The following is a 5,119-nucleotide window of genomic DNA, read 5'->3' as shown; positions in this document are numbered from 1 at the left end:
AATGTCATCCTTATAGATAACAGCGCTGGTGCGATTCATTAGTAAACATGTTAACAGTCGTGATTGAGTCTCGTTTAAAGAGACCACTTTAAAAGACATGTTGTGCTCGGAAAGCTCTTCGGCGTAATGCACGAGCCTGCGAGTCGCAATGTTAAAGAGAACATTATCATTAAGCAGAAATCCATAAAGTCTATTTTCCATATACACTTGGTTCATTATTTCGCTGTTGTATCTCAAAATAACAAGCCTCCCTTGATGCACGTATTATAGAAGCGATTGCTTTCATGGCAACCTATTGGTTACGAGTAAGGTTGATGTTACTTTGGCCTGCATTACGGAATTAAATTCTGCAATGACGGCAAATTTTGACTTTTTTAACCATGTTTTCCGGTCACTCCTAGCGATTGTGGTGGGTCATTACTCCGGGAATTTTATCAGTCAAAAAAACTTTATATATCTATTTTAAAGTATAAAAATCTGGATTGTGAAAAATAACTCATATGTATCATATTGATAAATGCTTGCGCTGTAGCTAGGATTTATCTTGTACCATTGGCTAAAATTATCAACGTAGTGATGATGAATTATCACTATTTGCTGCAACGTGATGAATAGACTTAACTTAATCATCCCGTCCTGTTGATGAGAAAATAGTAACCTAATTGAGAGAATGTTCTTAATGAAGTCATTTTAATTGTTATTATCAAGTTGAAAGGTGTTATTTTTCAATTAATTATGCTGAAGTTTTATATATTTTTGGGCTTTTTCTTTAGTTAAATCAAGCTCATGAAGACATGAATAAGAAATTTTCTTTAAAGGATTGATATTAAAGGAATTGTTCGTAGGGCAATTATTATGTGAAGTAGTATACTTCATGATAAGCGTATATATTTTCTTGTGGTGATAACGTCCAGGTAATTGAAAATGAAAGAGAAATATGTAATCAATGACACGGTCTTGTATACACCTGAAGAGCATCGGTTAACCCCTCTTGGAAGACGGGGCAAAGAAACGCTATTGAATACCCCTGTTAACCGCTGTTTGCTGTTATTGCTGCAAAATCCTGGTGATGTCGTTCGTCAAGAGACCCTTCTTGCTGAAGTTTGGGAAAAACACGGCCAATACGTCACCATGAATACCCTTTACCAAAACATCTTGTTACTGAGAAGAGGTATGAGAGAGGCGGGAGTTATCATCTCGGCGATCAAAACCATTCCTAAGGTCGGGGTAAAGTTTACGGGCAAGGTTCAGTTGGTTGAGGAAGACGACAATACACATGCTGAGAGTGAGCTTAATATTGCCGCTGAAGATGTTTCTGTTAACAGGGATGCGAAAGATGAGGCCGCCACAATAAACAGCGACGTGCCGGTAGAAAATGTATCTAACGATGAAATAGCATTGGAAAATGTAAGTCGACGTTCTTGGATTAGTTATCTTAAAGAAAATAAGGGGATCCGTTTCTTCTTTCCGGCTGCATGTTTCATAATCCTTGCCAGCCTGTTTACCATTGGTCCGGCTGAAAGCGTCCTTTTTTTCGCTACGCATGACAAGATTACGACGTTGGATCAATGCGCCGTCTATACAGAACGAGAGAATAAGAGTATGAATTCTATTGAAATAAAGAATTTTATGGCAGGCCGAAATCTACAGTGCAACTCTGGCGAGTTCTTATATATTACCCGAGCACCAAAAGACGATTATATACTGGTCTTCTTCTGCCGTACGGCTTCTGATGGAGATATTGAGTGTTCTACACGCTTTAACGTTGCTTCTAAATCAATAGGCGCGGCAAAGTCAGGAGTCCCGACGAGAGGAGTTGTTCCGAAACCGTAAGGGTCTCTTGATCATAAACCGATCAACCGGGAATGTAAAATGTGGGTGGGGATGTTAGTGTAGCGGAGGATGCTACATCCTTCATCGTGATGCTTGCTGAGCTGAGTGCAACCAGCGCCGATGTGGTCAATGGGTCACAACTTTATAACACCAACCAACAAGTGGCACTGAACACCTCAGGGTTAGCAGAAATAGGTAATAATATAAGTACACTGCAGCAGGATACATTGTCGTGGGATCCGTCGTTAGGGGCGTTCAGTGCCAAACACGGGCCAACATTACCAATGTTGCCGATCGCGATAATACCGTTTCGAACAATTTAGACGATAATTAAAGGCAAATTACGAATGTGGCTGCTGGAACTGAAGATACGGATGCCGTCAACGCTGCCCAGCTAAAAATTATTACCAACTCAGTGAACACTGTGAATACGGATATCAGTCAGCTTGATAATGGTCCTGATAGTATGTTCCAAGTCAACAATACCAGCAAAAATGTGAACCCCCTAGCAACAGGACAATACTCATTGGCCGGAGGTGCCGGGTGCGAAAAATGCCGCAGCATTGGGAACCAACTCGGTGGTTGATAGAGACAATACTGTCTTTGTGGGGGCTATTGGGGGAGAGCGCCCTTTGCTTTTCTGCTGAGATAAAGAATAAGGAGTGGTGAAGGAAATTCCGAATCAAGTAATATCAAGTCGCATTGCTTGATTTTTATATTGATTGTTCAGTGTGTTACTTGGTGATTTTATGAAACTTTATCCCTTATCTTGGTCGTTATAACGTGGACACGTTTATTATATAAGGTGATTTTTAAGGTAAATATCAGAATGATTGCTTTGACGAGTCGGCATTACATGATGTTAATACCAGTGATTGTAAATATTTTAGTTTGGCGATATGCATATAACATATTGTAAATAAAGGGTGCTACTGATGAGAGACGGCCTTGGAGGCCGTGCAAGGATATGATGAAATTGGCTATCCTACCCTACTGTTATCAAATTGCAATGGCGGGCAGGACAGAGTCAGTCGTGTCGAGTAATATTAACTCCTTGGAGCCCGTAAGAAATTACCCCTGAACGGCCAAATCTCAAACAGGTTTCTTCCGCCCAATTTGTGAAACGCATTTCGTCTATGTGAATAAACTGTTTTGGTTGAAATGGACAAGTATTGGCTGATTTTATATACATTCATTCCGCTGATGGTATGGCGCATTATTGTTTTTTCCCGCTCAGTCAGTGGTTCGCTAATTACGTGATAATTCAAGCTATCGTATTCATTGTTGTTAATGATCTTGGTTGTGATTTCATCGATTGTGGCGTAAGTGTCAAGAAAAACATAGCGATTAAACGCCAGTTTGAATTTTTCTTTGCTGGTCGTTGGTATGAATATCAACTTTCCAGGAAATCCTCCCGTAGAAATCAAAAATGAAAGCTCTATACCGAAATTTGAAGTGTGAAAAATAAAAACATCATCTCTATAAAATGTAATCGTTGAGTTGTTTTCTATTTCATTGGGGTGAAGTTTTTTTATTGTTCCCTTTTCAAAGGGCAATTGTTCTTTGATGCCAATAAAGAAAAAATTGTTTTCGGTTACGACGTATACATCCATGTTTTTCATCCTTAATGATTTTAATAAACATTGGTTTTTTAATTGCAGGCAATATTATTTCTCATGGAGGAAGTCGCCCTCAACCCACTGAGTGAATGCGGTGATTTATTGGGTTATAGAAATATAACGCCAGGCTTGTTTAATAAACTAATCGTGGTTGATTGTAAATGTTGCTTTGCCATCAGTTATCACTGACTTTGTCTGAATATATTTCTGACCAATTTTTCGTTGGCATACAGGGAGGTTTTATACACGATCGGCAGCGCCGATGAGGTATTGGAAATACGGCTGAAATCAACCGACTTTTCATCATCAACATTCAGGAAAGAAGCATCGAATTCCAGATTTTTTGCGATTTCTTGCGGTGCAGAGGCGGTTTTTTCGGCTGCAAATGTACCCTCTGCAAAAAAGACCGATACAATAGCCAGAACCAGGGGGTAAAGCCATCCCTGAAGGTTATGTGGCAAAGGCTTTGGCATAAGAAGTCCCTTCAGAACCGATTTCCTGAATAATGATCAAGACGGTAATTAATGGTGTGGTTGTTTTCGGGGCTTATTTCACCACCGCATCGAAGGGCAGTACAGCACCATAATCATTTACATAGGTTCCGCTGATTTTGCTCCCTGCCTGACCCGGTAATTCCAGCGTCATGGCGCTGCGCGGGGCGATCATCGCACTGTCGAGCTTCTTGCCGTTGATGGACAGATTGACCAGCGAGGCATAGAACGGTGTCGGGTTGGTGGCCTGGACCTGGCTCCCCTGGGTACTCCAGGTAACCGCCTTGGCGGCATCGTTGGCATTGCCTTGCAGGCCTGCCGGGCGATAGAACAGCTTGATGCGGGTACGGAACGCCATCTGCAGCTTGTTTTCGTCGGTTTTGGCCTGACTCTTGGCCGGGACTTCCAGCACGTTTAGCCAGAACACCGACTCTTTATCCATCGGTAATGCACCGCCAGCGTAGCTGATACGCAATGTCTGGCCTTTACCGGGTTCGACACGGTTCATCGGCGGGGTCAGCACGAATGGGACCTTGATGGCTGATGGTTTGGCATTGGCATCGCCGCTGTCGATCCAGCTTTGCAGCAGCACCGGCGAGGGGCCCACATTGCTGATTTTGACGCTGACTTCCTTCGCATCCGACGGGTAAATCACGCGGGTACCGCTGATGACCACGCTGGCCAGCGCATGGGTGCTGAACAGCGCCAGGGCCGCCAACGTACAAATCTGGTGTGTTGTGTGTGTGAGAAACTTCATGATTAGCTCCAAACGGTCAGGCGAGTTGGGAGGGGGACATCCCCCTCCCACAGTCCATTACTGGTACTGGATGGAGTACACTACGTTGCTGACCACGGTGCCGGCAGTCGTTGGCGCTTCGGCATAGTAGCGAACGATGTATGGCAGGCTTGCACTACCGCTTGAAATGTCTTTATAAGTGGTGTTGGTGACCTGGTTCTGGTTACCCGCCTGGATCACTGCCGGAGACGGGCTTGAGCCGTCCAGCAGTTGCAGGCTGACGCCAGTTGCACCACCGGTCATGTTTTTCAGGCGGCCAGTCACCTGGTCAACGGAAGCACCTGCTTCGAAGAACGCGGAAGCGGTTTGCAGGGTGCCAGAACAGTTGTTCAGTGCCATCACGAAGCCGGTATCACCTCGTGTGGTGCCCGCAGTTTGCA

At 43.6% G+C, this 5,119-nt stretch carries 7 protein-coding genes; 2 read left to right on the top strand and 5 right to left on the bottom strand.

The features are described 5' to 3' along the window. On the bottom strand, positions 1-201 hold a 201-nt coding region (locus tag IMQ33_RS26255), incomplete at its 3' end, for a hypothetical protein (RefSeq protein WP_230327534.1). A 723-nt stretch (positions 202-924) separates the two neighbouring features. On the opposite strand from IMQ33_RS26255, the gene IMQ33_RS23775 reads away from it, so the two are divergent. Together IMQ33_RS23775 and IMQ33_RS23770 are read left to right on the top strand one after the other, a co-directional pair. Further along, on the top strand, positions 925-1,833 hold the full coding sequence (locus IMQ33_RS23775; RefSeq protein WP_196062288.1) for a winged helix-turn-helix domain-containing protein: 909 nt from the start codon (positions 925-927) through the stop codon (positions 1,831-1,833). 349 nt (positions 1,834-2,182) lie between these two features. Beyond that, a complete protein-coding gene (locus IMQ33_RS23770) occupies positions 2,183-2,419 on the top strand; it encodes a hypothetical protein (RefSeq protein WP_196062287.1) in 237 nt (78 codons plus the stop codon). 460 nt (positions 2,420-2,879) lie between these two features. Here the strand turns inward: IMQ33_RS23770 and IMQ33_RS23765 are convergent, their stop codons facing one another. From IMQ33_RS23765 to IMQ33_RS23750, 4 genes are all read right to left on the bottom strand, one after another. Next, positions 2,880-3,446, bottom strand: coding sequence for a helix-turn-helix transcriptional regulator (locus tag IMQ33_RS23765; protein ID WP_196062286.1), 567 nt, complete (start codon positions 3,444-3,446; stop codon positions 2,880-2,882). Positions 3,447-3,634: 188 nt separating this feature from the next. Beyond that, positions 3,635-3,925, bottom strand: coding sequence for a hypothetical protein (locus IMQ33_RS23760; protein WP_196062285.1), 291 nt, complete (start codon positions 3,923-3,925; stop codon positions 3,635-3,637). 73 nt (positions 3,926-3,998) lie between these two features. Beyond that, entirely contained in the window at positions 3,999-4,700 is a 702-nt protein-coding gene (locus IMQ33_RS23755; RefSeq protein ID WP_196062284.1) for a molecular chaperone, read from the bottom strand. A 57-nt stretch (positions 4,701-4,757) separates the two neighbouring features. Further along, positions 4,758-5,119, bottom strand: a 362-nt coding sequence (locus tag IMQ33_RS23750; protein ID WP_196067769.1) for a fimbrial protein, incomplete at its 5' end; no start/stop codon positions are given.

It is taken from the genome of Serratia sp. Res13-Sevr-LER1-36-b (genome assembly GCF_015673035.1).
Taxonomy (GTDB): domain Bacteria; phylum Pseudomonadota; class Gammaproteobacteria; order Enterobacterales; family Enterobacteriaceae; genus Chania; species Chania fonticola_C.
This window is presented reverse-complemented; position numbering and strand designations above follow the sequence as displayed.

Bases quoted from the DNA above. Each gene is read 5' to 3' on its own strand.
- IMQ33_RS23760 (WP_196062285.1), bottom strand. From the start codon at position 3,925: ATGCCAAAGCCTTTGCCACATAACCTTCAGGGATGGCTTTACCCCCTG.
- IMQ33_RS23755 (WP_196062284.1), bottom strand. From the start codon at position 4,700: ATGAAGTTTCTCACACACACAACACACCAGATTTGTACGTTGGCGGCC.
- IMQ33_RS23765 (WP_196062286.1), bottom strand. From the start codon at position 3,446: ATGGATGTATACGTCGTAACCGAAAACAATTTTTTCTTTATTGGCATC.
- IMQ33_RS23775 (WP_196062288.1), top strand. From the start codon at position 925: ATGAAAGAGAAATATGTAATCAATGACACGGTCTTGTATACACCTGAA.